We start from the raw sequence: 24,339 nt of genomic DNA, 5'->3' as shown, positions 1-24,339 counted from the left end.
TTATTCAGTGGCTTCCAGGATCTCGTCGAACGGCAGTACAGGCTGTGCATGTACTTATTCGCCCCACACATCCTTCAAGGTTCTAACCCAGTTCTCGCCCATGATTTTTCTGACCTGAGATTCGCTCAGGCCGCGCTTGAGAAGCGCCTCTGTCAAGTTGGGGAATTCGCCGATAGTACGGATACCTTCGGGATTAATGATCTTGCCGAAGCTGGTCAGGCGGCGGGCATAGCCCTTGTCGTGGGTCAGCCACTCAAAGAAGTTCTGGTCATGGCCTTGGGTGAAATCGGTGCCGATACCGATGGCGTCTTCACCCACGATGTTCATGATGTACTCAATCGCTTCGCAGTAATCGTCGATGGTCGAATCAACGCCCTTCTTGAGGAACGGGGTGAACATGGTGACGCCGACAAAGCCGCCGTGGTCGGCGATGAACTTGAGCTCTGCATCCGACTTGTTGCGCGGGTGTTCCTTGAGTCCGGAGGGCAGGCAGTGGGAGTAGCACACCGGCTTTTTGGACTCAAGAATGACTTCTTCAGAGGTCTTGGCGCCTACGTGGGAAAGATCGCACAGCATACCCACACGGTTCATTTCGGCAACGATCTCGCGGCCAAAGCCGGACAGCCCGCCGTCACGCTCGTAGCAGCCAGTACCGACCAGGTTTTGGGTGTTGTAGCACATCTGCACAATGCCTACGCCGAGCTGTTTGAAGATCTCGACATAGCCGATCTGATCTTCAAAGGCGTGCGCATTCTGGAAACCAAAGATGATTCCGGTCTTGCCCTCTTCCTTGGCGCGCATGATGTCGGCGGTGGTACGCACCGGGCGAACCAGGTCGCTGCACTCTTCCATCAGTTTGTTGGAGGCGACAATATTGTCCACCGTTGCCTTGAACCCCTCCCAAACCGAGACAGTGCAGTTGGCTGCCGTCAGGCCGCCACGGCGCATGTCTTCCAGCAGTTCGCGATTCCATTTGGCAATGATTAGGCCGTCAATGATGATGGCGTCCTGGTGTAATTCGGCAGGGTTCATAACGTGGCTCCTGAATTGTTTATGTAGGGAGCATAGCGCTGAGGTGGTGCCTATCTGCTCTTGGAAACGACGATGGAAATTCCAAAAGCGTCATCATGAGAAATGCAGGCGCAGGAAGCCTGGTGAATAAACAGAAAACACGGTACAAAAAAAGAGCCGCCTTGCGGCAGCTCTAGTTCAGCGGTGGTACACCCGTTTAGCCAAGAGGAACGCTGGCAAAGGTGGGTTCGCCCTGGGCATAGGCCAGAGCCAGCAGCGCGCTTGATGCCGGCTCGTTGCTGACAGGTTCTGCTCCCCAGCGCTTCAGCAGCGGAGGAATCTTTTCCGGCGCTTTTTGGCGTGTATGGATGCCCAAGCGCTCATCGCGTGGCGGAATACCAAAACATTCTCGATAGCACTTGGAAAAATGCGGGGTAGAAACAAAGCCACATACCGAGGCAATCTCAATGATCGAGAGAGGCGTTTGCTTGAGCAGTTGGCGCGCCCTGACTAGGCGCAGCTTTAGGTAATACCTGGAAGGCGAACAGTGTAAGTAACGCTGGAACAGTCGCTCCAGCTGGCGGCGGGAAACATCGACATAGCTTGCCAGCTCATCAAGCTCAAGCGGCTCTTCAAGGTTGGATTCCATCAACGCGACGATTTCCAGCAACTTGGGCTGCGTCGTACCCAGCACGTGTTTTAACGGCACGCGCTGCTGATCCTGCTCGTTGCGCATACGCTCATAGACGAACATTTCGGAAATACCGGCGGAAAGCTCCTTGCCGTGATCGTGAGTGATCAGGTTGAGCATCATATCCAGCGGCGCCGTGCCGCCCGAGGCAGTGAAACGGTCACGGTCAATGGAAAACAGCCGCGTCGTCAGGACGATTTTCGGAAAGGCTTCCTGAAGAGAGGCCAGGCACTCCCAATGAATGCTGATTTCATAATGATCCAGTAAACCCGCCTGACCCAGCGCCCAGCTACCGGTACAGATAGCACCCAAGCGTCGCAGCTGGCGCGACTGAGCCTGTAGCCATTGAATATGCTCGCGGCTAACGCTGTGCTGAGGAGCGACCCCGCCACATACGACTACCCAATCAAGTGAGAGCGGCGCATGGATAGAGGCGTCCGGCGTCACATTAAGGCCGTCGCTGGCGCGCACCGGTGCACCGTCCTGAGTCAAGGTATACCAGCGGTAAAGCTCTCGCCCCGCCAACTGGTTTGCCATACGCAGTGGTTCAATCGCTGACGCCAGCGAAATGAGGGTGAAGTTGTCCAGCAGCAGAAAACCGAGCGTTTGCGGTATGTGCGAGTGACCTACTGGCATGGTTTTTTGGGATTGATCGGTGGTCATGGTCTTTACCTCTATCACCTAACATCATTGATGTTCTTTTTATTATCGTTCTATGTCGCTGGTGTCTTGTTGTGAGCCCCTGCGCTAGATACGTGCTGCTTGCCTGCATATTGGCACGAATGACGCTTATACTGACAAAGCAATCTGAAAGGCAACTCAACGGGTGTCGCAAATAGAATGCTTGAGGTCGTTTTAAAGGCGGTAAATACCGATACTAAGCGGGTGTCAGTGATTAGCGAAACGTTTTTTCAACATTCAGCGTCGTTTTAATAAGTCATTGAACCCAAAGGCTTTGCACACAAAAACGCTATAAGCTCATAATCTGAATGCGTAAGGAGGCATCAATGGCCAGGTTTTTCAAGGAGTTCCGCGAGTTTGCCGTTAAAGGCAATGTGGTAGACATGGCGGTGGGCATCATTATCGGCGGCGCGTTTACACTGATTGTGCAAAGCCTGGTAAAAGATGTCATGAATCCGGTGATCGGCCTGTTGGTCGGCGGTATCGATTTCTCTAACTTGTTTGTCGTGCTCCGAGAGGGAGCAACGTCAGCATCGTACCCCACACTTGCGGCGGCTCAGGCAGATGGTGCGGTGACCCTCAACCTTGGCCTGTTTATCAATGCGGTCGTCAGTTTTACGATTGTTGCCTTTGTGGTCTTCATGCTGGTGAGAACCATCAACCGCTTAAAGCGTGAAGAGGTAGAGGCGCCCAAAAGTCCGGTCGAAAAACCCTGCCCCTACTGCTTTATGACGGTGCCTATCAAAGCGACCCGCTGCGGACACTGTACGTCAGAGCTGCCCGTACCCACGCAAGCTGAAGAGCAGTCTCTAAAGGCGGCAACGCCTCCACCGCAGGCGTGACGGGAAACGCTATTCAGGACGGATCAACGGCATAAAAAAGGGGCGCCTCGTAGGACGCCCCTTTTTTCGTAGTGTACCTTAAGCGCGTTTTTTGGTCGCTTGCGTATCCGATTTTTGGCTGTCGCTGGCATCGCTGGGCTGGGGGAGCGAAGGCAGTGACTGCGCTAGCATTTCTACGCTGTGACGGTAGTAAAGCTGGCTTTTATTGTGTTCGCCAAGGCTTGCGTAGAGACGCGCAAGCTCGGCGCACACCTCTCCATTGGGACGCTGGCGCTGGCTGGCCTCAAAGTACTCCAGAGCTTTTTCCCACTTACCGGTACGCAGGGAGAGGCGGCCACAGGTTAGCAGTAGCTCGGGGTCATTGGGGCGCTCTTGCAGCCACTTTTCAGCTTTTGTCAGTTGGCGCGCCGCATGCACGTTAAGCAGGCCATAACGCTTCACCAACCGGGCATCCCAGTGATGATCCAGCGAGTGGTTTAGCAGACGCTCGGCGATGCTCTCTTCGTTCGACTGGACCAGCGCATCGGTATACAGCACGACCAGTTCGGTGTTGCCGCGCAGGTACTCGGGCATGTCTGCCCAGAGGCCGCGAACACGCTCGATATTACCGGGATTTTTAGCTTCAAACAGAATCAGCTCACGGTACGCCTTGAATTCAAGCTGCTCGCGCTCCTGCTGGGCAATCAGCTTTTGGGCAGCCAGGCGTGGCAGCAGCCAGCGCAAGCCCTCCCAGTCGTTGACGCTCAGGTGTACCTGCTTGAGCAGTTTCAGTACCTGCGGGTGGTCGCTTAGTTTTCTGTCCAGGCGATTCAGAATTGCCAGCGCCTCTTCAGGCTGCTGTCGATCAATCATCAGCTGCGCCTGCATCAAGCCAATGGCCGTGTCGGCGCCTTCGGTGGTGAGCTGGGCCTGGTTCAGGTGCTCTTGAGATTTAGTGTGGTTACCCTGGTAATGTGCTGCCAGGGCGGCCGACAGGTAGTTAACTAGCGGCGTGCTGGAGTCATTGGCGGCGTGGACCAGGGTTTTTTCGGCTTTTTTCCAGCGGCCTTCCGTCAAGGCGACCAAACCACGCACGGTACGCTTCATGGCACGGCGATTACGCGCACGGCTGTTCCAGGTACGGAAACGGCCCACAGGACGAAGGATGCCGGTCAGCAGCCGCAGTGCAAAATGCACCACAATAAATGCGGCCAGCAGCAGAATCAGGCCAAACCAGAACGAGGTCTGGACCGAGGTTTCACCTACCCGAATTAACCAATAACCAGGTACTGACATCATCAGGTGCCCAAACAGGGCACCGACGGCTAGGCCCGCGACCAGCAGGAGAATAAGTTTTCTCATGCATCACCTCCCTCTTCGCCATTTTGCTGGCGCGTCCTGAAGCGGTTTTCAATAAAGTGGGTCATGGCCTGCTGGGAGGCGCTGATATCCGGCAGTTCGGGCTCAATATCCGCTTGCTTAAGCTCCTGAAGGCTTGAGATCACGCTTTGCGTGGCCTCGCTGTCCAGGTCGTAGTAGCCGTTAAGTAATTCCAGCGCTTTATCGATACTGGCTTCATACAGCGGCTGCTCCTCTTTCAACAGGGCAAGCTGGGCCTGCTCAAGAATCAAGCGCAGGCTTTGGCGCAGGTACGACTCTTGCTCGGGAGTGACCAGCATTTCCATCGGTTCGTCGTGATGACGAATCACGACCAGGTCTTTAAGCTCTTCACCAAAACGTGCCAGTTGACGCTGGAAGTTGCCGGTAGGCGGCTGCTCAATGCCGGAGGTGACGGCGCTTTCTTCCACTTCCTGCGAAAGACGCAGGCTGGAAACGCGTTCTTGCAGCGCATTAAGCGCTAGATAGAGTCCCGTACGATCCACACGCGGCACGCCATCCAGTTCGGCAAGCTCGTTAGCAATATCACGACGCACGGCGGTTAGCGCTGGGTTGTCAGCATCCGCCAGGCGGGCGTCGGCGGTACGCAGCAGCGCAGCAGCACCGTCAACATCGCCTTCAAGCTGGAGGCGCTGATTTGCCAGGCGCAGCAGATAGGCCGCTTCTGCATGTAGCCAATCGCGGTCGTCGGTGTCTTGCGTCTGGGAAAGCTGGTTCAGCACGTCATCCAGCGTGCTGTTGACGTCGCTGCGGTAGCTATCAAGCTCGCTGCGTAACTCTTCCAGCGTGCCATCAAGGGCCTGGGTACGTTCGCGTTCGCTGCTTTCAATGCGTGATTCAAGCTCGCTCACGGATTGCTGCGTCGCGCTGCTGTCAGTCTGTTGGCTTAACGCATTGATGCGCTGTTGCTGGCTATTAAGGCGTTGCCAGCCTTGCCAGGCCACCACAATAAGCGCCACGCCCAGCACCAGTACCAACACCAAGGCTAACAGGCCGCCTTTGCGGCCTTTATACTGCTCACCTCCACTTGGGGGAGGCGGCGTTGTGCCTTTTCCACCGTTACCGGAGGGGCGATTGGGCGTTGCCGTATTGCCATCGGGCTCTTTTTTAGCCGTGGCAGGTTCTGTAACGCTGGCTGTCGGTTTTTCGCTGTTAGGCGTCGTACTGGGAGGGGGGGCGGTGGCAGAGGCCGCGTCAGGTTTGCCGCTGTTTTTGCCACGCCGACGAGAGCTAGCATTTTTAGGCGCGTTGCTTGATGGTTCGGCAGCCGAGCTTGCGGGTGGGCTGCTTTCAACCGCGCTTGATGGCGAGGGAGTTGAGGTAGACGCGGCAGTTTCGCCCGGCGTGGCGCTTTTTTGAGGCGCGTCGGCGGACGCTTTTTGTACGTCTTCCTGGTCGTTTGGTTGTTTGCTCATCTGTCGCTAGCCCTTAATTAAGTTCCTTGATCGACATCGGCACCCATAGGATTACAGGACCTGCCCAACGCAGCTGCAAGGGCAGCTGGCGTTGCTCCCGACGCCACCTTGAGGTCACAAAAACCCAGTGTACCGGCCAGTGTAGCTAAACGCTGACTGGAAACGATTAGCGGTTGGTTCAACGCTGTTTGATCACACCATTTTGCCAGATGTTCGAGCAGTTCGCTGCTGGTGACGATGAGTGCTCGAAAATCTCCCGTAGCAAGGCGGGCCTGGAGTGAGGCCGAAGGCGGATGAAAAATGCGCCGATACACAGCGACCCGGGTCATCTGAGCACCGCGTTCTGTCAGCGTCTCGGCCAGTAGCGTTCGGCCACCTTCTCCCGCCACCAGTAATATCCGCTGATGTGCGACATTCTTCAGTGAGGCGAGCGCTAAAAGTGCCTCGCTGGTGTTATCGCCGCGCTCATTTCCAGCCTTTTGTTGGTCAGCACCGGGTCTGTCAGCCGCTGCTGATGGGATGCGTACCCGTACGCCCAACTGGTCAAACAGTGCCTCTGCCGTAGCGCTCCCCACGCCATAATAAGCAATGCCAGTGGGTAGCTGTGGCCAGTAGCGATCCAGCGCGTTACCTAAACACAGGGCCGCGAAGGGGCTAACCACTATTACCTTGTCGTACTGGTCAATATCCAGCCAGACGCGGCGCATCAGCGGGTCCTCTGGTAGCGCTTGAAGGCTCATCACCGCCATTGGCTCTACCCAGGCGCCCGTTGCGCGCAGCGTATTGGCAAGCACTTCACCGCGCTTGCCAGGTCGGCAGATCAGCACTGGCTGTGTCATACGTGGTTGCCGTAGACCTCGGCCAAAATATCGCCTGCACCCTGGTCAAGCAGCTCTTCGGCAATGCGAATGCCCAGTGCTTCAGGCTCGTACATTGAGCCGCGGCCTTCAGCACGCAATACTTCGGTGCCCTCAGGATTGCCCACCAGCCCGCGCAGCCACAGCGTCTCATTGGCCTTGTCGAGCACCGCGAAACCGGCAATCGGTACTTGGCAGCCGCCTTCCAGGCGCGTATTCATGGCGCGTTCTGCACGTACGCGGGTGGCGGTGTCCGGGTCATCCAGCGGAGCCAGCAGGCCGATCAGTTCCGGGTCATGCAGGCGGCACTCAATGCCCAGCGCGCCTTGGCCGCAGGCGGGCAGGCACACTTCTGGCGGCAGTGCCTGGGCAATACGCTCTTCAAGGCCCAAGCGTTTTAAGCCAGAGGTCGCCAGGATAATGGCATCGAATTCACCATCGTCTAGTTTGGCCAGCCGGGTTTGCACGTTGCCGCGCAGGCTGAGAATTTGCAGGTCAGGGCGAGCTTCACGAAGTTGGAGCCCGCGACGCAGGCTGGCGGTGCCTATTTTGGCCCCTTCAGGCAATTCATCGATGCTTTTATAATGGTTGGATACAAACGCATCGGTAGGGTCTGAGCCCTCTAAAATAACCGAAAGCCCTAAGCCTTCGGGGAAAAGCATGGGGACATCCTTCATCGAGTGGACGGCAATATCCGCGCGGCCATCCAGCATGGCGTCTTCCAGCTCTTTAACAAATAGCCCCTTGCCGCCAATTTTAGACAGAGGGGTGTCGAGAATTTTGTCGCCTTTAGTAGAGAGCGCGACCAGCTCAACCTCAAGGCCCTCATGGGCAGCCATCAAGCGGTCACGGACGTGCTCGGCTTGCCACATGGCCAACTGACTTTTCCGCGTAGCAATACGCAGTTTGGTGATGGATGACACGTTATTCTCCCTTTGCCGCTGACGCGGCGCGTCAAGCTATGATGTGTCTCATCATAAAGCACCCGGGCGCACAGTAAAAATAACTGGCTGTTTTTAAGAAGCTGTTTTAAGCCACTGTCTTCAAAAGCTGTCTCCAAGAGCAGTCTTAAAGAATTGCCTTAAAGATAAGTGCTCGGCGGGCCAAACGCCATTACTCTGCAAATGTAGGCGGCCCGAACTCAAGCCATAAGCGCAATGACTCTGTTACACTTTCCGCCATCGACTCTTTTGTTTTGTCAGCAGGATATACCTCCGATGAGCCAAGCTACGAATCAGTCCTGGGGCGGTCGCTTCAGCGAGCCTACCGATGCCTTTGTGGCGCGTTTTACCGCGTCTGTCACCTTTGACCAGCGCCTTGCGCGCCAGGATATTCAGGGCTCTATTGCCCACGCCACCATGCTTAGCCGCGTAGGCGTGCTGACCGACGAAGAACGCGACGCGATTATTAACGGTTTGACCGAAATTCAAGGTGAAATCGAGCGCGGCGAATTTAACTGGTCGGTGCCGCTTGAAGACGTCCACATGAATATCGAAGCACGCCTGACCGACAAGATCGGTATCACTGGCAAGAAGCTTCACACCGGTCGTTCGCGTAATGATCAGGTAGCGACCGACATCCGCCTGTTTATGCGCGACGAGATTGACGTCATTGAGGTGGAATTAAAGCGCCTGCGCGAAGGCATGATCGAGCTTGCCGACCGCGAAGCCGATACCATCATGCCCGGCTTTACCCACCTGCAAACCGCCCAGCCGGTCACCTTTGGTCATCATCTGCTGGCCTGGCAGGAAATGCTCGCCCGTGACCATGAGCGCCTGCTGGATTGCCGTAAACGCGTTAACGTACTGCCGCTGGGCGCCGCTGCGCTGGCGGGTACTACGTACCCGATTGACCGCCACGTCACCGCTGAGCTGCTGGGCTTTGAGCGTCCGGCAGAGAACTCGCTGGATGCCGTATCGGATCGCGACTTCGCGATTGAATTCACCAGCTTTGCCAGCATCTTGATGATGCACCTGTCGCGCATGAGCGAAGAACTGGTGCTGTGGACCAGCGCCCAGTTTGACTTTATCGACCTGCCTGACCGCTTCTGCACCGGCTCTTCCATTATGCCGCAGAAGAAAAACCCTGACGTACCGGAGCTGGTACGCGGTAAAACAGGCCGCGTATATGGTCATTTGATGGGCCTGCTGACGCTGATGAAGTCGCAGCCGCTGGCCTACAACAAGGATAATCAGGAAGATAAAGAGCCGCTGTTTGACGCGGTGGATACGGTGCGCGACTGCTTGAAAGCGTTCGCGGATATGGTGCCTGCCATTGAGCCGAAAAAAGACAGCATGTATGAAGCGGCGCGGCGTGGGTTCTCTACCGCCACCGACCTTGCCGACTATCTGGTCCGTAAAGGCGTTGCCTTCCGCGATGCCCATGAAATCGTCGGCCAGTCGGTTGCTTACGGCCTGAAAACCCAAAAAGATCTCTCGGAAATGAGTCTGGAAGAGCTTCAACAGTTCTCCTCTATCATCGAGCAGGATGTTTTTGACGTACTGACGCTGGAAGGCTCGGTGGCCGCGCGTAATCACATTGGCGGGACGGCGCCCAATCAGGTGCGTGCCGCAGCACAGCGTGCCCGCGAGGCGCTCTCGTTACTGCAGGGTCAGGCATGAAAACATTAGCGCTTATCGCGATCATCGCTTTATTCGTCGCGGGTTGCGGTCAGAAGGGACCGCTCTACCTGCCCGACGATAACTCACCCGATAACGGTGTGGCCGAACAGGCTGGGTAAGCGGCTGCAGGAGAGACGACATTATGGATCATTTTAACTACCGCGACGGCGTGCTTTACGCCGAAGATGTGCCGCTTTCGCAGATTGCCGCAGAGCACGGCACGCCCTGTTACGTTTATTCCAAGGCAACATTTGAGCGCCACTTTCGCGCTTACACCGAAGCGCTTGGCGGTCACCCGCATTTGATCTGCTACGCCGTTAAAGCCAACTCTAACCTGGCGGTGCTGGGCCTGCTTGCAAGGCTAGGCGCCGGGTTTGATATTGTCTCCATTGGTGAGCTTGAGCGCGTGCTGGCAGCCGGAGGAGACCCTGAAAAAGTGGTGTTCTCAGGTGTTGCCAAGCAGCCCCACGAAATGGCCCGTGCGCTTGAAGTCGGCATCAAGTGCTTCAACGTTGAATCTCGCCCTGAGCTGGAGCGCTTAAACGCTGTAGCGGGGGAACTGGGTAACGTTGCCCCGGTTTCGCTGCGCGTTAATCCGGACGTGGACGCGGGCACTCATCCGTATATTTCCACCGGGCTCAAGGACAACAAGTTTGGCATCGCGGTCGATGACGCGCTTGAGGTTTACGAGCTGGCGGCCAGCCTGCCGAATCTTGAGGTGAAGGGGCTGGATTGCCATATTGGTTCGCAGTTGACCGAAACCGCTCCGTTTTTGGACGCGCTGGATCGACTATTGATGCTGATGGAGCGCCTGCGCGAACGGGGTATCGAGATTGATCATTTGGACCTGGGCGGCGGTTTGGGCGTGCCTTACCGGGATGAAACGCCCCCGCAGCCGTTTGATTACGCAAGCCAGCTGTTGGCTCGCCTGTCGCGCTGGGAAGGCGGCGAAAATCTGACGCTGCTGTTTGAACCAGGCCGCTCTATTGCCGCCAATGCAGGCGTCATGCTGACGCGGGTTGAATTCCTGAAGCCCGGCGAAACCAAGAACTTCGCCATTGTTGATGCGGCCATGAACGACCTGATTCGCCCGGCGCTGTATCAGGCGTGGCAGGCTATCGTGCCGGTGGACACTCGTGAAACTCGCCCAAGTGCGGTGTATGACGTGGTCGGCCCGGTGTGCGAAACCGGCGACTTTCTGGGTAAAGAGCGTGAGCTTGCGATTGCCGAAGGCGATCTTCTGGCGGTGCGTTCAGCAGGTGCTTACGGCTTTGTTATGGCGTCCAACTACAACAGCCGTCCGCGTCCGGCCGAGCTAATGGTCGATGGCGATACGTGCCACGTGGTACGGCGCCGTGAAACGGTCGAAAGCCTTTGGGCGGGCGAAGCGCTGCTGCCTGAAGGAGCGCGCTAATGCTTCTGCATTTCACCAAAATGCACGGCCTGGGCAACGACTTTATGGTCGTTGACCTGGTAACCCAGCGTGCCCGGCTGCGTGAGGAGCATATCCAACAGCTGGCTGATCGTCGCTTTGGGATTGGTTTTGATCAGTTGCTGGTGGTTGAGCCGCCCCGCAACCCCGAGATGGACTTCCGCTACCGTATTTTCAATGCCGACGGAAGTGAAGTGGAGAACTGTGGCAACGGCGCTCGCTGCTTTGCGCGCTTTGTGCGCGACCAGCGCTTGACCCACAAACATGAGATTCACGTAGAAACAGCCGGTGGCCCGCTGGTTTTGCACGTACAGCACGATGGCCTTGTGCGTGTCGATATGGGGCGGCCGCGCTTTAGCCCGGCAGCACTGCCCTTTGAAGCCCCAGGCGACCAACCATTACACGAACTTGAGGTCGACGGTGAAACGCTTCACATTGGTGTGGTATCCATGGGTAATCCCCACGCGGTATTGCAGGTGGAAAGCGTTGAGCGCGCCCAGGTTGAGCGTTTTGGGCCGTTGATGGAAGCGCACCCTCGCTTCCCCAAGCGTGTTAACGTGGGCTTTATGCAGGTTCTTTCGGCTAACCAGATTCGTCTGCGGGTATTTGAGCGGGGCAGTGGCGAAACGCTTGCTTGTGGTACCGGTGCGTGCGCCGCTGTTGCTAGCGGAATCCGCCAGGGCATCCTGAAAAGCCCGGTGAGCGTTCACCTGCCCGGCGGCGAGCTGACGATCGAGTGGCCCGACCCGGAAGCGTCGCTGATCATGGTCGGCCCGGCTACACGCGTTTTTGATGGTCGCGTAGCACTTAATTGATAGTGACGCGTAACGGATACAAGGAGAACGGTGATGTCTCAAGCCCCTGAACCGCGCAAGACGCTCGATCCAGACCAGGTAGCATTTTGGCTTGCCCGGCATCCCGATTTTTTTGTAGGCCGTGAAGGGTTGTTGCAGCAGCTTAAAGTGCCGCACCCGCATATTGATGGTGCGGTATCGCTGCTTGAGAGGCTGGTGCTGGACTTGCGTCAGCGGGCGGAGAAGGCCGAAGATCGCCTGGAGCACTTACTGGAAACTGCTCGGCACAACGAAGCTCAGTATCGGCGCCTACGGGAAACCCTGATGGCGCTGGTCGAAGCGGATAGCCGTGACGCCTTAGCGCAAGCTCTGGCGACTCAGCTTAACGAGCGATTTGATACGCCCGCGATGGCACTTTGGTGCCCGGCGTCGTTAAGCGATAGCGAACCCACCATGCCCCAGCCTCCGCGCCATGTGCTGGACCAGCACGCCAGTACACGTTTGGCCGCGTTACTGGACGGTAAAACCAGCCGCTGTGCCAAGTTAAGCGTTAGCGATTGGAAGTGCCTATTGCCGCATACTAAAGCGCCACGTAAAGCGGGCTCCTGCGCTATCTCGCGCCTCTCGGCGGGCGAGTCGCTGGGATACCTGCTACTGGCAAGCCCCAACCCTGACTGCTATCGCGCCAGCATGGATACGCTGTTTACCGAGTATCTTGGGGATATCGTGGCACGGCTTTTAATTCGCTTGGAAACGTATGGCTGAGTCGCTTCTTGCCGCAGCGGTGGCACGCTATATCGGCGCGCTAGGCCAACATGCAAGCCCGGCAACCGTCGCCGCCTATCAGCAGGATTTAAGCGCCCTGTGCCGGTTTGCCGAGCAGCGCGAAATACAGGACCCAGCGCTGCTGGATACGGCGCTGCTGCGCACTTTTCTAGGCACAGAGCGCAGCCGCGGGCTTGGCGCACGCAGCCTTGCACGGCGCCGAGCGGCACTTTCGCGCTTTGCCGATGACCTGGTCAAGCAGGGGATTCTTGCCGATAACCCGGTCGCGCTACTGCGCACGCCTAAGCAACCCAGCCACCTGCCGCGCCCGGTCGATGTGGATGCATTGGCCCATTTTCTGGATAGCCCGCATGATGGTTCGCCCCTGGCCGTACGCGACCAGGCCATGTTGGAGCTTTTTTACTCCAGTGGTTTGCGCCTGGCAGAACTTGCCGCGCTGGACCTTCACGATCTGCAGACCAGCCGCGTACGTGTGATAGGCAAAGGCAGTAAACCACGCCAGGTGCCTGTCGGGCAGCGCGCCCAGCACACCCTGGCGGAGTGGATTGCCTGCCGGGCAACTATGGCACCTGAGGGTGAAACGGCGCTTTTTGTGGGCCAGCGTGGGGCGCGGCTGGGGCATCGAGCCATTCAAAAACGTCTTGCCCAACTCTCTGTTAGCCGGGGCTTGCCCGAGCACTTGCATCCTCACCGCTTGCGTCACTCGTTTGCCAGCCATTTGCTTGAATCAAGCCAGGATCTGCGTGCGGTTCAGGAGCTGTTAGGCCACGCAAACCTCTCCACCACCCAAGTATATACTCGGCTCGACTGGCAGCATTTGGCGACCAGCTATGACGCCGCCCACCCACGCGCCAAGCGCCGCCCTTCTGGAAACACACCATGACCGCACTAGCAGCTATCACGTTTGATTTAGACGATACGCTTTGGGATAACCAGGGCGTGATGCTACGCACGGAGGAGGGGCATTACGGCTGGTTACTTGAGGCGCTGAGTATCTGGCGCGCAACGCGTCAAGAGGCGCCGCTGTCGCTGGATTATGAGGCGGGCGTGGAGGACTATTTACAGCGCCGCCAGCAGTTCGCTAAAGATGTGCCCGAGCGGCGCGGCGACTTTACCTGGCTACGCCTGCGCGCTCTGGAGGCGCAGTTGGAAGCCGAGGGCCTGCCCCGGAGTGCGGCCATTTTGTGGGCGGCAGCGGCCATGAACGAGTTTCATCGCCTGCGTATCCAGGTTTCTCCGCATCCGGAAGCGGCGGGCCTGCTTTCCGCGTTAGGCGAGCGCTACCAGCTGGCGGCCATTACCAACGGCAATATTCATTTAAAGCGTCAGCCGTTGGCGGCGTATTTTCCGGTGGCGATTGCTGCAGGCGAGCTTCTGGCGCCCAAGCCGGAACACACGCCCTTTCTAACGGCGCTTTCAAGGCTTAATGTCACGCCCGAGTGCGCGATGCACGTCGGCGACTCGTGGGAAGAGGATATTTTACCGGCTCAGCAACTGGGCATGCACGCGGTGTGGGTCTCAAGCGACCAGAGCCAGGCGCTGCCGCCCAGGGTACACCGCATCGCACATATTAAAGAGCTGCCGGGTATATTGGATAAGCTGGACGGTTCAGTGGCCTGAGGTGTCTTCCGGTGGCGTATGCAACCACTGGTCAAGCTTTTGCGAAAGTGTATCGACGCCCTGGCGCTTGAGCGATGAGAAAAGCTGAACTGACACCAGGTCTTCCCACTCTTTTAAGCGAGAACGGACTTTTTGCAGCGAGGCACTTGCCGGGCCTTTTTTCAGCTTGTCGGCCTTGGTTAGCAGGATATGTACCGGCATATTGCGCTGGTCGGCGAAGCTCAGCATCATCTGGTCAAACTCGCTCAGCGGGTGGCGAACGTCCATCAGCAGCACCAGCCCGCGCAGGCTAAACCGGCCCCGCAGGTAGTCAGACAAATGCTGCTGCCACTCGATTTTGACGGCTTCTGGCACTTTCGCATAACCGTAGCCTGGAAGGTCAACCAGACGCCGCGCCTCGTCGTTCATGACGCTGAAAAAGTTGATCAGCTGCGTGCGCCCTGGCGTGCGCGAAGTGCGGGCGAGGCCGTTCTGTTGCGTGAGCGCGTTGATAGCGCTCGATTTGCCCGCGTTAGAGCGTCCTGCAAACGCCACTTCCGCACCCGTATCGTCAGGGCAGGTAGCCAGTGTTGGGGCGCTGATAACAAATTTGGCGGTAGGGTAGTTCAACCGAGCGACGGGGCTATCTTGAGGGGTGGACATGGAATGAATCCTGAAAATCGAACCTATAAAACAGTCTGCGTTAACCACGCGTATAATGACATGGCACGCCGCACTGCGACGAATTACCCCGTCAGTCAGGTCAAGCATTGTGCTAAAAAGCGGTGATACCTGTGACCTGGGGCGTTAGTGTACCACTGGGCTTAAGCCAACAGCGACTAATCGGTAGGTTGAGCACCCTATTTGACATGCCAGATAGCGCCCACCGTTATGAATAGCGTAGCCCTTGAATCGCATAGTGAGTCGTTATTAGAACCGTCCTTAGAGTCATCATGAGCGTCGTTATGAACGTCTTTACGAAAATCTTTACGAACATCTGTGTGAAAGCAGCGCTGGCAAGCTTGGCGGCTGCTTTAAGTGCCCCCGTTATCGTTTCTGCGCAGCCTGCTGACCCGCAAGCAACGGATATCACCGCCGGTCAACAGCGCGCGCAAACGTGTGCGGCTTGTCATGGGCAAACGGGCATCAGTCCGGCCAGTGCATTTCCGCATTTAGCGGGGCAGCAAGCCTCTTACCTGGCCAAACAGATTAGAGATATTCGTGATGGCGAGCGGGTGGTTGTGCAAATGACAGGCATGGTTGACGACTTTTCTGACCAGGATGCGTGGAACGTTGCCGCCTATTATGCAGCCCAGGAGGCTAATCTGGGCCATGCCAATGCGGAAGACGAGGCGCTATTGGCACGCGGAGAAGAGATTTATCGTGCAGGGGTGCGCTCGCGTGGTGTGCCTGCCTGCAGCGCATGCCATACGCCCACGGGTGGCGGTGTTGGCAGCGCCGTTTACCCGGCGATTGCTGGTCAGTACCCCGCCTATACGATGACGGCGTTACACGCGTTTGCTAGCGGTGAACGAACGAACGACCCAAGCGGTAGCATGCACGATATTGCGACTCGGCTAAGCGAGGAGGATATGCAGGCCGTGGCTAACTACCTCTTTGGTTTACACTAAGTGGTATCCTGAAAATGAATGCTCTTTCCTATCGGTGAGGGAACCTGATAGCGTTAGAGATAGTCCTATCTTCGCTTATCCCTTGGAGAATTGTCGCATGTTCAAAACGTTATTGGTTGCCCTGACCGGTTTAGGCCTTTCAGCATCTGTCAGCGCTCAGGAATTGGTAGAAGGTAAAGACTATACGCTGCTTGATTCACCGGTCGCGACTCAGGTCGATGAGGATCACATCGAAGTGACCGAAGTGTTCTGGTTCGGCTGCCCTCACTGCAACCGCCTTCAAGCACCCATCACTGAATGGTACGAAACACTAGATGATGACGTAAGTATTGTGCATATGCCCGCTGTCATGGGCGGAAACTCCAATGTTCACGCGACGGCTTTTTATGCTGCCGAGTCGCTAGGCATTGAAGACGATTTGCATGCTGATTTCTTTACGGCGATTCACCAGGATGACCGCGCGTTAACGGATGCGGACGATATTGCCGACTTTTTTGCCGATTATGGTGTCAGTGAAGAAGATGCCAAAAAATCCTTAACTTCGTTTGGCGTACGCAGCGAAGTTAACAACGCCCACGGTCGTATTCGTGAAATGCGCTTGATGGGTGTGCCCGCGCTGGTGGTTGATGGCCGTTACGTTATTACCCCCAGCACCGCAGGCAGCCTTGAGAATATGCCGCAAGTGGCAGAAGCACTCATCGAGCGCGTGCGTACTGAGCGCGCGCAGTAAGGTGTAAGGGCATGGGGTGATAAGCAGATGGTCAATCTGACAACAGTGAATCAGCCGGGCAAGTTATCGTCTCTGCTAGAAACGGGGCACCTTCGCTTGCTGACGTTTAATTTGCAGGTGGGCATCCAAACGTCTGCTTATCATCACTACTTTACCCGCAGTTGGCAGCACTTCTTGCCGAACCCTCAGCGCGTTAAACGTCTGGATATTATGGGCGATGTGTTGAGCCAGTTTGATGTGGTGGGGCTTCAGGAGGCCGATGGCGGCAGTTTTCGCTCCAGTCGTATCAATCAGGTGGAGTACCTGGCCGCTCAGGCCGGGTTTCCGCATCACTTTAAACAGTTAAACCGTAATCTGGGGCGTATCGCCCAGCACAGTAACGGCCTGCTTTCGCGTCTGACACCTACGAAGATTGAAGAGCACCGTTTGCCCGGTACGTTACCTGGTCGCGGGGCCATTCACGTACGTTTTGGTAACGGGCCGGATGCGTTACATATTTTTATTGCTCACTTGGCGCTTAGCCAGCGTGGGCGTGGGCGTCAGCTTGACTACTTGAGTGAAATTATTGAGCCGCTACATCACGTGGTGGTGATGGGCGATCTCAACTGCACGCCGGATCAGTTGCACGCCCATCAGCGGTTTAGTGCCTCGCTGCCGCTTCATCCGGTTAAACCGCTATTGAGCTATCCCTCGTGGCAGCCACGACGTGCGCTGGACCATATTCTGCTCTCGCAAACGCTGGAGGCCGCTGAGGTGCGGGTAATGGATCATCTGTTCTCTGATCACCTGCCTATTGCCGTTGATCTACCGTTACCTAACGCCTGTCTATTGGCGATTGAAAACGCCAACTAACGCTTAAGGCCGTCAAACGGGCGAATATGTGCGTTTTAAGCCGCTTTAACCGGTAGATAATTGCCTGTTTAGGGATGACGTTCGGCCTGGAATCAGCGATGATTCCAGGCCGTTTCTTTGTGTAGGACATTTAACATGCACGCCAATGCTCATGAGCCGCGGTTGCTCCGCTGGCTCGACTGCGTGACGGAGAGAGTTGGCCGGGCCATTGCCTGGCTGGTTGTGATCATGATGCTGGTTCAGTTCGCCATCGTTGTCATGCGTTACGCCTTCGGTATGAACAGTATTGTGATGGAAGAGTCGGTAATGTATATGCATGCCGCCGTATTTATGCTGTGCGCTGGCTGGACGCTGCGTCACGAGGGCCATGTGCGGGTGGATATCTTTTATCGGCGCATGTCCGACCGCGGCCGTGCCTGGATCGATCTTCTCGGTACGCTGTTTTTACTGATCCCGGTGATGCTATTTATTGCGATCACGAGCTTTCACTACGTTTACAGCAGCTGGTCGATCATGGAACGCTCCGCCAATGGCGGTATTCCTGCCGTCTTTCTACTCAAGTCAATGATCCTGGCGATGGTGGCGCTGATGCTTCTCCAGGCGGTAGCCCAGTTAATCCGCAAAATATTGATCATTCGCGGCAAACTGCCTGCGCCTATTTCTGAGCATGAGGAGATCATCTAGTGCTGGCGACTCTATTGGAAGGTATGCCGCTGATACTATTCGCCACGGTTTGCGTTGTTTTAATGCTGGGGTATCCGGTGGCGCTGTCGCTGGCGGGCACTGCGCTGGCATTTGCCGGGTTGGGATGGTTGCTTCAGTCGATGGGCGTTGCGGTGCCGTTTGAAGCGCGCTGGATGAACTCCATGCCCAACCGAATTTACGGCATCATGACCAATAGCACCCTGCTGGCGGTGCCTTTATTTGTGCTGATGGGTGTGCTGCTTGAGAAGTCCAAGGTCGCTGAAACACTGTTAGACGCGATGACCATGGCGTTTGGCGCTCTACGTGGGGGGCTGGGCATTGCCGTGGTCTTGGTCGGTATGCTGCTGGCCGCGTCTACCGGTATTGTAGGGGCTACGGTGGTCACCATGGGCCTGCTCTCGCTACCTACGATGCTAAAGCGTGGCTACTCGCCAGCGCTTGCGACCGGCACTATTTGTGCGACCGGAACGCTTGGTCAGATTATTCCACCGTCCATTGCGCTGGTGTTACTGGGCGACGTGCTCAACAATGCCTACCAACAGGCCCAGCTTGCCATGGGCGCCTGGAGCCCGAAAACGCTTTCCGTAGGGGATCTGTTTGTTGGCGCACTGGTGCCCGGCCTGATACTGGTGGTCGCATATATTATCTACTTACTGATGGTGGCGTGGCTTAAGCCGGGCGCCGCTCCTGCCGCTGATCGTCAGGCGTTGATGCAAGAGCTTGGGCATACCGGCAGTATCTGGCCGCTACTCATAAAAGGGCTTTTACCCCCGGTACTGCTGATCGTTGCCGTGCTGGGGTCTATTTTGGGCGGCATTGCGACGCCCACCGAGGCATCCGCCGTGGGCGCGTTTGGTGCCTTGCTGCTGGCCGCTTTTAATCGCCAACTGAGTGTTCCCATGCTGCGCGAGGTGGTGTACTCCACCGCTAAAGTCACCAGCATGGTGTTTTTAATCCTGATTGGGGCGGCGCTGTTTTCGCTGGTTTTCCGTGCCTTCGGCGGTGAAGAACTGGTGACCCACCTGTTTGAAGCGATGCCGGGGGGCGTTGTAGGCGCCACGATCGTGGTCATGCTGGTGATCTTCCTGCTTGGGTTTATCCTCGACTTTATCGAAATTACCTTTGTTGTGGTGCCGATTGTCGGCCCGGTTCTGCTGGCCATGGGCGTTGACCCCATTTGGCTAGGTATTATGATCGCCGTTAACCTGCAAACCTCGTTTTTAACGCCGCCGTTTGGGTTTGCGCTCTTTTACCTGCGGGGCGTAACGCCACAAAGTGTGCCGACCTCCGCCATCTACCGAGGCGTCATTCCGTTTATTCTTTTGCAACTGGGAATGCTATTGGCGCTGGCGCTGTTCCCCGAGCTTGCCACGTGGCTACCGTCGGTTATTTAGGAAACCCCATGACACGAAACGTAAATGTACTGACGATTGCAGGCTCTGATCCCTCCGGTGGCGCAGGGCTGCAGGGTGATTTAAAGACGTTCTCGGCGCTGGGCGTCTATGGCACCAATGTGATTACGGCGGTGATTGCGCAAAATACTTGCGGCGTTTCCTCGGTCTATCCGGTATCCCCCCAGGCGATCCGTGAGCAGTTGGAAACCCTGTTGGACGATGTGGAGCTGGATGCCGTCAAGATTGGCATGGTCGCAAGCCAGGATGTCGCTGACGTGATTGCTGATGTACTGCGCAAGCGCCGCCCACGCTGGATCGTGCTTGATCCGGTGATGGTCGCCAAAAGTGGCGATATTTTGGTAGACGATGTGGGGATTCGGGCGGTACGCGACATTCTGGTACCGCTGGCCGATGTGATCACACCTAACCTGCCAGAAGCCGCCGTGCTGCTGGATACCGCCTCACCTACGAGCCTGGACGCCATGGAAGCCATGTTGCCAGGCTTGGCCCAGCTGGGCGCGCCTTATGTCGTGTTAAAGGGGGGGCATTTGCGTGGCGAGACATGCCCTGACTTGCTGGCAACGCCGGATGGTCACGAGTGGCTACCTGCGTCACGTATCCAAACAGAGAACTTACACGGCACCGGCTGCGCCTTGTCATCCGCTATTGCGGCCTGCCTGGCAAAGCTGCCCATGGATGCGCCTGCCCAGGCCCCCGCTGCGGCTATTAGCGATGCTAAACGGTGGCTGCATGCTGCTCTTGAGGCCAGCGTTCAACTAAGCGTTGGCAAAGGGCGCGGGCCGGTGCACCATTTTCATGCCTGGTGGTAACGCGCTACACGCTAAAATGAATCGTTAGCTTGCGGGATATGGCTTCGCCCACCATGCTGAAGGGTGTCTGTGAAACGACTGCCTGGATGCTTGTCTGAGGAGCGTTATGCCATGACCCGCACGTTTGTGTTTGCCACTGACCTCTCTGCTGAAAATCGCGCTGGCTTTGCGCGCGCCTTGCGCCTTGCTTATACGCACAACGCCCATCTGGATGTTCTGCATGTGCTGGACCCCCATCTGCCGCATCGGCTACTGCAAGCAGTAGAGCATGCGATCAATGAAGATATTGGCGCCACGTTGACCGATATTCGTGAAGACTACGCGCTGGAAGCCCCCAAGACCGTGGTGCAAACCGTTACCGGCGAACCCCATGTTGAAATTGCACGCAAGGCCCATGAAGAGCAGGCCAGGTTGATTGTATTGGGGATGCACCGCAAGCGTGGCCAGAAAGCGCTGTTGGCGGGCACCACGCTAATGCGCGTCGTACGCAATGCGCCGTGTCCTGTGGTGATTACCCAGTACACGCCCACCCAGCCCTGGCAGCATATTGTGATACCCGTTGATGCCTGTTTGAGCGCTCGCCGCATGCTAAAACAGACGCTAAGCCACTTTCCCGATGCAAAACTAACACTGCTGCATGCCTGGACAGTGCCCGGTGAAGAGGCACTGGGTTCTGAGGTCACTTTTGCTCAGTGGCGTGAGCAGGAAGTGGCGCACCTGCGGGAGGCATTAAAACACCAGATTGATGAACTGGTGCGCGAGCTCGACGATGCCCCCGATATTGAGCTGGTGCTTGAACCCGGCACGCCGTGCGAGGTGACCCAGGACTATATCAGGTACCATTCGCCTGACCTGGCGGTGATGAGTAGCCGTAGCCAGCCTTTTCACTCCAGCCAGCTAACGCAAGCGCTGCTCAGCGAACCCCACTGCGATCTGATGTTATGCCGCGCCTGGTGACGTGAATAGGTACACTAGGCGCTGATATCGTCAGGAGAAGTGCAAGTGAAAGTACTGATACAGCGTGTGAGCCAGGCAAGCGTCAGTGTCGAGGGGCAAGCGGTGGGTGCTATTGAGCAAGGGTTATTGGCACTGGTGGGTGTTGAGAAGGGCGACACTGACGCCGCCGTTGAGAAAATACTTCACCGACTTTTGCACTACCGTGTCTTTAGCGACGCCGAAGGCAAAATGAACCTCAATCTTCAGCAGGTAGACGGTGGCTTGCTGCTGGTATCGCAGTTTACCCTGGCCGCTGAAACCCATAAGGGCCTGCGCCCGGGCTTTTCCAGCGCCGCTCCCCCTGCCGAAGGTGAACGGCTGTTTAATGCGCTGGTCAGCCAGGCCCAGTCGGCCTGGCCGAAGGTGGCCACCGGCCAGTTCGGCGCCGATATGCAGGTGGCGCTGGTTAACGATGGCCCGGTGACGTTCCTGCTGGAAAGCTAGCTATTTGGTTTCGCAGAGTACAAACATCCTGGCACTAAGCGTTTTCACTGGCCAACAGCTCAGCTTCCATGGCTTCCAGCGACTCTTCCGCTGCTAGCCACTGCTGCTCGGAACTGTCCAGGCGGGCCTTGATGGTGGCTTGCTGGGCCAGCGCATCGGTAAGCTCGGCCTTGCGGCTGCTGTCGGTATAAAGCTCGGGGTCGGCCAGCACAGACTCTACGTCTTCCAGTTCGGCCTGGGCTTTTTCCATGGCTTTTTCAGCCTGGTCGCGCTCTTTTTTCAGCGGACGCAGCTTTTCACGCAGCTCGGCAGCGGCCTTACGGGCTGCCTTGCGCGCGTCGCGGCTATCCCCGCTGGGTTGCTGGTTCTGACGTTCGTTTTTCTCGCTGCGCGAGTCGCGGCGGCTCTCCTCAAGGCGTGCCTTCAACCAGGCGCGATAATCCTCAAGGTCGCCATCAAACGGCTCTACACGGTTGTCCGCCACGCACCAGAACTCATCGACCGTAGCACGCAGCAGGTGGCGGTCGTGGGATACCAGAATCACCGTGCCTTCAAAACCGGCCAGCGCCTCGGTAAGCGCTTCGCGCATTTCCAGATCCAGGTGGTTGGTGGGCTCATCCAGCAGCAGCAAGTTGGGCTTTTGCCAGGCGACCAGCGCCAGTGCCAAACGCGCTTTTTCACCGCCTGAGAAAGTAGCCACTTTGCCAAAGGCGTCATCGCCTTTAAAACCAAAGCCGCCCAGAAAGTTGCGAATCTCCTGGTCGCTGGCTCTAGGTGAAAGGCGCTGGACATGCACAAAAGGGGTAGAGGTGACATCTAGCCCTTCCAACTGGTGCTGGGCAAAGTAGCCAATCGCCAAGTGCTCACCGGGAACGCGCTTGCCGTTTAGCAGCTCAAGCTCGCCGGTCAAGGACTTGATCAGCGTTGATTTACCCGCACCGTTAGGCCCCAGCAGGCCAATACGGCTGCCCGGCAGCAGCGTAATATTGACCTTGTCGAGCTGAACGGTGTCACGCTCTTTACCCTGATAGCCCAGCTGGGCCTGATCAAGTACCAGCAGCGGGTGCGAGGTTTTATCGGCGGCCGGTAGCGTGAAGTGAAAGGGCGAATCGACGTGGGCGATGGCAATATCTTCCATACGCTCCAGCATTTTTACCCGGCTTTGCGCCTGCTTCGCTTTGGTTGCCTGAGCTTTGAAGCGTGCAATAAAGCGCTCAATCTCTTCGCGGCGGGCCTGCTGCTTGGCGGCTTCGGCTTGTTGCAGGGCTAGCTTCTCGGCTCGCGTTCGCTCAAAGAGAGAGTAGTTGCCCCGATAAAGCTCAAGCGTCTGGTGGTACATGTGCACAATGTGGTCACATACTGCATCCAGAAAATCGCGGTCGTGGGAAATCAGCAGCAGGGTGCCTGGGTAGCGGCTTAGCCACTGCTCCAGCCACAGCAGCGCGTCGAGGTCCAGGTGGTTGGTGGGCTCATCCAGCAGCAATAAGTCAGAGGGCATAAACAGCGTACGCGCCAGGTTAACGCGCATTCGCCAGCCGCCTGAAAAGTCGGAAAGCGGACGGGAAAGATCTGGCTGGAAAAAGCCAAGCCCAACCAGTAACTGGGCGGCGCGAGACTCTGCACGGTAGCCATCCAGGGTTTCGATTAGCCCGTGAAGCTCGGCTTCGCGGTGCGCTTCGCCCGCCTCCTGGGCGGCGAGCAGTTCGGCTTCAGCTTGGCGCAGGGCCTTATCGCCATCCAGCACATATTCGATAATTGGCCGATCAAGCGCTTCAACTTCCTGGGCCATATGTGCGATGCGTTGCCCACCGCTCATTTCAACATCGCCCTGGTCGGGGCCTAATTCACCCAGCAGGAGCTTGAAAAGGCTCGATTTACCAGCGCCGTTTGCCCCGATAATACCCGCCTTGATACCGTCGTGCAGGGTCAAGTCGGCGTTCTCGAGTAGCGTTTGCGTGCCGCGTTGCAGGGCGACTTGGCGCAGTGCGATCATGCTCTCTCCCAATGAAAAGTGGGTAAACCAATGCTCGATTCTAACCGATTGCGCCGCCTGGAGCAGATGCCATTATGGGATTTTGCCCTCTCGTTTTATAAAGCCCCCGGCGTTGAAGACGCCTGCCTGACGCTACAGGACACATTAGGCGTCGATGTGTGCGAGCTGTTATTTCACGGCTGGCTGTTTGTGAATGGGCTTGAAGCACGCCCAGAAGCGCTGGCGCCACAGCGTGAGCGGCGTCAGCTATGGCAGCGTGAGACCACAGAAGTGCTGCGTCATTTACGCCGCACGTTAAAGCCCCAGGCACGACACAGCGCCTCTGTTTCCGCTCTGCGTAAAACGATTCAGCAGGCTGAGCTGCAGGCCGAACGTGAAAACCTTCAACGTTGGCAAAGGTGGGCGATCGAAAATTCTGACAGCGACCAGCGATTAACAAACTGCGCGTTGTTTTCGAACGATAGCGAGAAATGGCTGCAAGATAAGCTGTTTTTTGCCGAACTTGACAAAGGTTGTCAGGGTGAGCCAAGCGCGCGCGAAAGCGTGGTTAACGCTTGGCAAACCCTGGCAGCCCGGCTTGACCACTTCGAGTCACCGCGCTAGCCTGAAAATAAGCTGCTTTTGAATAATCTTTCGTTATGCGTCCGCTGACCCACAG

25 protein-coding genes are annotated in these 24,339 nt (G+C 56.9%); 17 read left to right on the top strand and 8 right to left on the bottom strand.

Going from position 1 to position 24,339, the window contains the following annotated elements; genetic code table 11:
- Positions 1–54: 54 nt before the first annotated feature.
- Both ACT3R4_RS03700 and ACT3R4_RS03695 read right to left on the bottom strand, forming a co-directional pair.
- A complete protein-coding gene (locus tag ACT3R4_RS03700) occupies positions 55–1,032 on the bottom strand; it encodes a dipeptidase (protein ID WP_193054053.1) in 978 nt (325 codons plus the stop codon).
- A 196-nt stretch (positions 1,033–1,228) separates the two neighbouring features.
- Positions 1,229–2,365, bottom strand: a complete 1,137-nt coding sequence (locus ACT3R4_RS03695; protein ID WP_193054052.1) for a choline metabolism transcriptional regulator GbdR — start codon at positions 2,363–2,365, stop codon at positions 1,229–1,231.
- A 344-nt stretch (positions 2,366–2,709) separates the two neighbouring features.
- Here ACT3R4_RS03695 and mscL point away from each other — a divergent pair, with 344 nt between their 5' ends.
- A complete protein-coding gene (gene mscL / locus ACT3R4_RS03690) occupies positions 2,710–3,225 on the top strand; it encodes a large-conductance mechanosensitive channel protein MscL (RefSeq protein ID WP_193054051.1) in 516 nt (171 codons plus the stop codon).
- Between the two features lie 78 nt (positions 3,226–3,303).
- Here mscL and ACT3R4_RS03685 read toward each other — a convergent pair whose 3' ends face one another.
- Genes ACT3R4_RS03685 through hemC form a run of 4 tightly spaced genes read right to left on the bottom strand, consistent with a single transcriptional unit; the run spans position 3,304 to position 7,797 of the window.
- A complete protein-coding gene (locus tag ACT3R4_RS03685; RefSeq protein WP_193054050.1) occupies positions 3,304–4,566 on the bottom strand; it encodes a heme biosynthesis HemY N-terminal domain-containing protein in 1,263 nt (420 codons plus the stop codon).
- Complete coding sequence (locus tag ACT3R4_RS03680) at positions 4,563–6,017, bottom strand: uroporphyrinogen-III C-methyltransferase (RefSeq protein WP_193054049.1); 1,455 nt, start codon at positions 6,015–6,017, stop codon at positions 4,563–4,565. The genes ACT3R4_RS03685 and ACT3R4_RS03680 overlap by 4 nt, the downstream gene beginning before the upstream one ends.
- Positions 6,018–6,034: 17 nt before the next feature.
- Positions 6,035–6,856 (bottom strand): uroporphyrinogen-III synthase, encoded by an 822-nt coding sequence (locus ACT3R4_RS03675; protein WP_193054048.1) that lies wholly within the window; start codon positions 6,854–6,856, stop codon positions 6,035–6,037.
- Positions 6,853–7,797, bottom strand: a complete 945-nt coding sequence (gene hemC / locus ACT3R4_RS03670) for a hydroxymethylbilane synthase (RefSeq protein ID WP_087110446.1) — start codon at positions 7,795–7,797, stop codon at positions 6,853–6,855. Before hemC ends, ACT3R4_RS03675 begins: the two co-directional genes overlap by 4 nt.
- A 294-nt stretch (positions 7,798–8,091) precedes the next feature.
- On the opposite strand from hemC, the gene argH reads away from it, so the two are divergent.
- From argH to ACT3R4_RS03635, 7 genes are read left to right on the top strand one after another with little or no spacing between them, the layout of a single operon-like run.
- Positions 8,092–9,495, top strand: coding sequence for an argininosuccinate lyase (argH, locus tag ACT3R4_RS03665; RefSeq protein WP_193054047.1), 1,404 nt, complete (start codon positions 8,092–8,094; stop codon positions 9,493–9,495).
- Entirely contained in the window at positions 9,492–9,614 is a 123-nt protein-coding gene (lptM, locus tag ACT3R4_RS03660) for an LPS translocon maturation chaperone LptM (RefSeq protein ID WP_087110450.1), read from the top strand. The genes argH and lptM overlap by 4 nt, the downstream gene beginning before the upstream one ends.
- A gap of 23 nt (positions 9,615–9,637) precedes the next feature.
- On the top strand, positions 9,638–10,909 hold the full coding sequence (gene lysA / locus ACT3R4_RS03655) for a diaminopimelate decarboxylase (RefSeq protein WP_193054046.1): 1,272 nt from the start codon (positions 9,638–9,640) through the stop codon (positions 10,907–10,909).
- Positions 10,909–11,742, top strand: coding sequence for a diaminopimelate epimerase (gene dapF / locus ACT3R4_RS03650; protein WP_193054045.1), 834 nt, complete (start codon positions 10,909–10,911; stop codon positions 11,740–11,742). The genes lysA and dapF overlap by 1 nt, the downstream gene beginning before the upstream one ends.
- A gap of 33 nt (positions 11,743–11,775) precedes the next feature.
- Positions 11,776–12,486 (top strand): DUF484 family protein, encoded by a 711-nt coding sequence (locus tag ACT3R4_RS03645; RefSeq protein WP_087110456.1) that lies wholly within the window; start codon positions 11,776–11,778, stop codon positions 12,484–12,486.
- A complete protein-coding gene (locus ACT3R4_RS03640; RefSeq protein WP_087110458.1) occupies positions 12,479–13,390 on the top strand; it encodes a tyrosine recombinase XerC in 912 nt (303 codons plus the stop codon). Before ACT3R4_RS03645 ends, ACT3R4_RS03640 begins: the two co-directional genes overlap by 8 nt.
- Positions 13,387–14,127 carry an HAD family hydrolase gene (locus ACT3R4_RS03635; protein ID WP_087110461.1) on the top strand — a complete coding sequence of 247 codons (741 nt, stop codon included), beginning with the start codon at positions 13,387–13,389 and terminating at the stop codon, positions 14,125–14,127. Before ACT3R4_RS03640 ends, ACT3R4_RS03635 begins: the two co-directional genes overlap by 4 nt.
- On the opposite strand, the gene yihA is transcribed toward ACT3R4_RS03635, so the two are convergent.
- Complete coding sequence (gene yihA / locus ACT3R4_RS03630) at positions 14,116–14,769, bottom strand: ribosome biogenesis GTP-binding protein YihA/YsxC (RefSeq protein WP_087110463.1); 654 nt, start codon at positions 14,767–14,769, stop codon at positions 14,116–14,118. The genes ACT3R4_RS03635 and yihA overlap by 12 nt on opposite strands.
- 338 nt (positions 14,770–15,107) lie before the next feature.
- Between yihA and ACT3R4_RS03625 the strand changes: the two genes are divergently transcribed.
- The 8 genes from ACT3R4_RS03625 (at position 15,108) to dtd (ending at position 21,688) form a co-directional block, all read left to right on the top strand.
- Complete coding sequence (locus ACT3R4_RS03625; RefSeq protein WP_407647901.1) at positions 15,108–15,737, top strand: c-type cytochrome; 630 nt, start codon at positions 15,108–15,110, stop codon at positions 15,735–15,737.
- 97 nt (positions 15,738–15,834) lie between these two features.
- Positions 15,835–16,467, top strand: a complete 633-nt coding sequence (locus ACT3R4_RS03620; RefSeq protein WP_087110468.1) for a thiol:disulfide interchange protein DsbA/DsbL — start codon at positions 15,835–15,837, stop codon at positions 16,465–16,467.
- A 27-nt stretch (positions 16,468–16,494) separates the two neighbouring features.
- Complete coding sequence (locus tag ACT3R4_RS03615; protein WP_087110470.1) at positions 16,495–17,319, top strand: endonuclease/exonuclease/phosphatase family protein; 825 nt, start codon at positions 16,495–16,497, stop codon at positions 17,317–17,319.
- Positions 17,320–17,454: 135 nt separating this feature from the next.
- Entirely contained in the window at positions 17,455–18,003 is a 549-nt protein-coding gene (locus ACT3R4_RS03610; protein WP_087110472.1) for a TRAP transporter small permease subunit, read from the top strand.
- Entirely contained in the window at positions 18,003–19,418 is a 1,416-nt protein-coding gene (locus ACT3R4_RS03605; RefSeq protein ID WP_087110474.1) for a TRAP transporter large permease, read from the top strand. Before ACT3R4_RS03610 ends, ACT3R4_RS03605 begins: the two co-directional genes overlap by 1 nt.
- An 8-nt stretch (positions 19,419–19,426) precedes the next feature.
- On the top strand, positions 19,427–20,248 hold the full coding sequence (gene thiD, locus ACT3R4_RS03600; protein ID WP_087110476.1) for a bifunctional hydroxymethylpyrimidine kinase/phosphomethylpyrimidine kinase: 822 nt from the start codon (positions 19,427–19,429) through the stop codon (positions 20,246–20,248).
- Between the two features lie 111 nt (positions 20,249–20,359).
- Positions 20,360–21,205 (top strand): universal stress protein, encoded by an 846-nt coding sequence (locus ACT3R4_RS03595; RefSeq protein WP_193054044.1) that lies wholly within the window; start codon positions 20,360–20,362, stop codon positions 21,203–21,205.
- Between the two features lie 45 nt (positions 21,206–21,250).
- The gene (gene dtd, locus ACT3R4_RS03590; RefSeq protein WP_193054043.1) at positions 21,251–21,688 is read left to right on the top strand and encodes a D-aminoacyl-tRNA deacylase; all 438 of its coding nucleotides are present in this window, start codon (positions 21,251–21,253) and stop codon (positions 21,686–21,688) included.
- 34 nt (positions 21,689–21,722) lie between these two features.
- Here the strand turns inward: dtd and ACT3R4_RS03585 are convergent, their stop codons facing one another.
- Positions 21,723–23,681 carry an ATP-binding cassette domain-containing protein gene (locus ACT3R4_RS03585; protein ID WP_193054042.1) on the bottom strand — a complete coding sequence of 653 codons (1,959 nt, stop codon included), beginning with the start codon at positions 23,679–23,681 and terminating at the stop codon, positions 21,723–21,725.
- Between the two features lie 30 nt (positions 23,682–23,711).
- Here ACT3R4_RS03585 and ACT3R4_RS03580 point away from each other — a divergent pair, with 30 nt between their 5' ends.
- Positions 23,712–24,284 carry a TIGR02444 family protein gene (locus ACT3R4_RS03580; RefSeq protein WP_193054041.1) on the top strand — a complete coding sequence of 191 codons (573 nt, stop codon included), beginning with the start codon at positions 23,712–23,714 and terminating at the stop codon, positions 24,282–24,284.
- Positions 24,285–24,339 lie beyond the last annotated feature (55 nt).

The organism is Halomonas sp. AOP7-E1-9 (assembly GCF_052376035.1).
GTDB classification, from domain to species: Bacteria; Pseudomonadota; Gammaproteobacteria; order Pseudomonadales; family Halomonadaceae; genus Vreelandella; species Vreelandella citrativorans.
Note: the sequence above shows the minus strand (reverse complement) of the source record. Positions and strands in the feature narration are given on the sequence as shown.

What these genes read in the sequence shown, in the direction of transcription:
- ACT3R4_RS03700 (WP_193054053.1), bottom strand. Translation starts at nt 1,032, where the DNA reads ATGAACCCTGCCGAATTACACCAGGACGCCATCATCATTGACGGCCTA.
- ACT3R4_RS03695 (WP_193054052.1), bottom strand. Translation starts at nt 2,365, where the DNA reads ATGACCACCGATCAATCCCAAAAAACCATGCCAGTAGGTCACTCGCAC.
- mscL (WP_193054051.1), top strand. Translation starts at nt 2,710, where the DNA reads ATGGCCAGGTTTTTCAAGGAGTTCCGCGAGTTTGCCGTTAAAGGCAAT.
- ACT3R4_RS03685 (WP_193054050.1), bottom strand. Translation starts at nt 4,566, where the DNA reads ATGAGAAAACTTATTCTCCTGCTGGTCGCGGGCCTAGCCGTCGGTGCC.
- ACT3R4_RS03680 (WP_193054049.1), bottom strand. Translation starts at nt 6,017, where the DNA reads ATGAGCAAACAACCAAACGACCAGGAAGACGTACAAAAAGCGTCCGCC.
- ACT3R4_RS03675 (WP_193054048.1), bottom strand. Translation starts at nt 6,856, where the DNA reads ATGACACAGCCAGTGCTGATCTGCCGACCTGGCAAGCGCGGTGAAGTG.
- argH (WP_193054047.1), top strand. Translation starts at nt 8,092, where the DNA reads ATGAGCCAAGCTACGAATCAGTCCTGGGGCGGTCGCTTCAGCGAGCCT.
- lptM (WP_087110450.1), top strand. Translation starts at nt 9,492, where the DNA reads ATGAAAACATTAGCGCTTATCGCGATCATCGCTTTATTCGTCGCGGGT.
- lysA (WP_193054046.1), top strand. Translation starts at nt 9,638, where the DNA reads ATGGATCATTTTAACTACCGCGACGGCGTGCTTTACGCCGAAGATGTG.
- dapF (WP_193054045.1), top strand. Translation starts at nt 10,909, where the DNA reads ATGCTTCTGCATTTCACCAAAATGCACGGCCTGGGCAACGACTTTATG.
- ACT3R4_RS03645 (WP_087110456.1), top strand. Translation starts at nt 11,776, where the DNA reads ATGTCTCAAGCCCCTGAACCGCGCAAGACGCTCGATCCAGACCAGGTA.
- ACT3R4_RS03640 (WP_087110458.1), top strand. Translation starts at nt 12,479, where the DNA reads ATGGCTGAGTCGCTTCTTGCCGCAGCGGTGGCACGCTATATCGGCGCG.
- ACT3R4_RS03635 (WP_087110461.1), top strand. Translation starts at nt 13,387, where the DNA reads ATGACCGCACTAGCAGCTATCACGTTTGATTTAGACGATACGCTTTGG.
- yihA (WP_087110463.1), bottom strand. Translation starts at nt 14,769, where the DNA reads ATGTCCACCCCTCAAGATAGCCCCGTCGCTCGGTTGAACTACCCTACC.
- ACT3R4_RS03620 (WP_087110468.1), top strand. Translation starts at nt 15,835, where the DNA reads ATGTTCAAAACGTTATTGGTTGCCCTGACCGGTTTAGGCCTTTCAGCA.
- ACT3R4_RS03615 (WP_087110470.1), top strand. Translation starts at nt 16,495, where the DNA reads ATGGTCAATCTGACAACAGTGAATCAGCCGGGCAAGTTATCGTCTCTG.
- ACT3R4_RS03610 (WP_087110472.1), top strand. Translation starts at nt 17,455, where the DNA reads ATGCACGCCAATGCTCATGAGCCGCGGTTGCTCCGCTGGCTCGACTGC.
- thiD (WP_087110476.1), top strand. Translation starts at nt 19,427, where the DNA reads ATGACACGAAACGTAAATGTACTGACGATTGCAGGCTCTGATCCCTCC.
- ACT3R4_RS03595 (WP_193054044.1), top strand. Translation starts at nt 20,360, where the DNA reads ATGACCCGCACGTTTGTGTTTGCCACTGACCTCTCTGCTGAAAATCGC.
- ACT3R4_RS03585 (WP_193054042.1), bottom strand. Translation starts at nt 23,681, where the DNA reads ATGATCGCACTGCGCCAAGTCGCCCTGCAACGCGGCACGCAAACGCTA.
- ACT3R4_RS03580 (WP_193054041.1), top strand. Translation starts at nt 23,712, where the DNA reads ATGCTCGATTCTAACCGATTGCGCCGCCTGGAGCAGATGCCATTATGG.